At 62.0% G+C, this 1,330-nt stretch carries 1 protein-coding gene and 2 pseudogenes; all 3 read right to left on the bottom strand.

What is annotated here, in order from left to right; all coding sequences use genetic code 11:
- Positions 1 to 215 (bottom strand): annotated as a pseudogene (locus tag EN925_RS36155) (sensor histidine kinase KdpD); the annotation flags it as partial.
- Between the two features lie 54 nt (positions 216 to 269).
- Positions 270 to 836 (bottom strand): potassium-transporting ATPase subunit KdpC, encoded by a 567-nt coding sequence (gene kdpC / locus EN925_RS36150; RefSeq protein ID WP_063168981.1) that lies wholly within the window; start codon positions 834 to 836, stop codon positions 270 to 272.
- A 74-nt stretch (positions 837 to 910) separates the two neighbouring features.
- A pseudogene (locus EN925_RS36145) lies at positions 911 to 1,330 on the bottom strand (potassium-transporting ATPase subunit B); the annotation flags it as partial.

The following is a 1,330-nucleotide window of genomic DNA, read 5'->3' as shown; positions in this document are numbered from 1 at the left end:
GTTGTTTCCTTGCGGCCATGCGTCTCGACGACGCCGATCACCACATCCACGCCGTCGGCCAGCCTGGCGCGGCCCGACATCAGCATCTCATAGGTTTTGCCGACGCCCGGTGCCGCGCCGAGGAAAATTCTCAGGCGGCCGCGACCCTCCCGCTCGGCATGGTCAAGCAGTGCGTCGGGCGAGGGTCTGGTGTCGCTGCTTCTGTCGTCAGGCATCGGGATCGATCATGGATGGCGCCGGGGGTACTGTCGATCCCCGGCCGCCGCCATTCACTCTTTCGCTACGTCCAGCGCAAGGTTGAGGCCAAGCACATTGACCACAGGCTCGCCCATGAAGCCGAGTTCCCTGCCCTCGACTTGGGCATCGACAAGCGCCTTGACCCTGGCTTCCTCGATGCCCCTGGCCTTGGCCACCCGAGCGACCTGGAAGTAGGCGGCTTCCGGGCTGATGTCGGGATCGAGGCCACTGCCGGACGTCGTCACCAGATCCATCGGAACAGGCTGGTTCGGGTTTTCCGCTTTCAACTTCTCGGCGTCGCCCTTGATGCGGTCGATCAGCTTGGGACTGGTCGGGCCGAGATTGCTGCCGCTCGAGGAGGCTGCATTGTAGCCGTCGCCGGCAGCCGAAGGGCGGCCGTGGAAATACTTGTCGCTGGCAAACCCCTGGCCGATCGATTCGGAGCCGATGATCTTGCCGTCCCTCTCGACCAGGCTGCCATTGGCCTGCCGCGGAAACAGCGCCTGGGCGATGCCGGTCATGCCCAGGGGATAGATCAGGCCGGTCAGGACCGTGAAGAAGACGATCATGATGATCGCGGGTCTTATCTGGGTGAGCATGGAGATGTTCCTCAAAGCAATTCCAGGAAAAGTGTGAAGCGGTTTTCCCTAGGGAATTGCGTTAAAACAAAGAGTTAAGCGAGGCCAAGCGTGGTGACGATCATGTCGATCGCCTTGATGCCGACGAAAGGCACGATGAGGCCGCCGAGGCCGTAGACGAGAAGATTGCGGCTGAGCAGCGCGCCGGCGCCGATGGCCCGATATTTGACGCCCTTCAGCGACAGCGGGATCAGCGCGATGATGATCAGCGCGTTGAAGATGATGGCCGACAGGATGGCACTCTGCGGCGTCGCCAGATGCATGACGTTGAGTGCCTGCAGCGGACCGGTCGTCTGTCCCGGTGCGACGTAGAAGACGGCGAACATCGCCGGGATGATGGCGAAATATTTGGCGACGTCGTTGGCGATCGAGAAGGTCGTCAGCGAACCCCGCGTCATCAAGAGCGCCTTGCCGATCTCGACGATCTCGATGAGCTTGGTCGGATCGCTGTCGAG

It is taken from the genome of Mesorhizobium sp. M7A.F.Ca.US.006.04.2.1, from assembly GCF_004022915.1.
GTDB classification, from domain to species: Bacteria; Pseudomonadota; Alphaproteobacteria; order Rhizobiales; family Rhizobiaceae; genus Mesorhizobium; species Mesorhizobium ciceri.
This window is presented reverse-complemented; position numbering and strand designations above follow the sequence as displayed.